The 259-nt window shown below is 59.8% G+C and carries 1 pseudogene; it reads right to left on the bottom strand.

From position 1 onward, the window contains the following. Positions 1–42: 42 nt before the first annotated feature. Positions 43–259 (bottom strand): annotated as a pseudogene (locus D9V41_RS17525) (IS256 family transposase); the annotation flags it as partial.

The raw sequence follows: 259 nt of genomic DNA, 5'->3' as shown, positions 1-259 counted from the left end.
GAGCCTGTCAAGGTGTTTGTGTAAGTGGGTGCCGTCTCGGTTTCAGAGGTAGGGGTTGATCCGGTCGGGGTAGGCGATGGCGAGTTGGGCCAGAGCTTTCTTCCAGTTCGTGGTGATTTGTCCTTCGACGAGTCGGGGTGAGGCTTTGCGCTCGCTGGCGGGCTTGCCACGTTCCTTCGCTCGTTCTCGAGCTCGTTTGTCTTCGATGTTGCAGATCGCGAGCCACAGCAGCTTCACCACGGCGGCGTCGTTGGGGAAG

The sequence above is a fragment of the Aeromicrobium phragmitis genome (assembly GCF_003674095.1).
GTDB classification, from domain to species: domain Bacteria; phylum Actinomycetota; class Actinomycetes; order Propionibacteriales; family Nocardioidaceae; genus Aeromicrobium; species Aeromicrobium phragmitis.
This window is presented reverse-complemented; position numbering and strand designations above follow the sequence as displayed.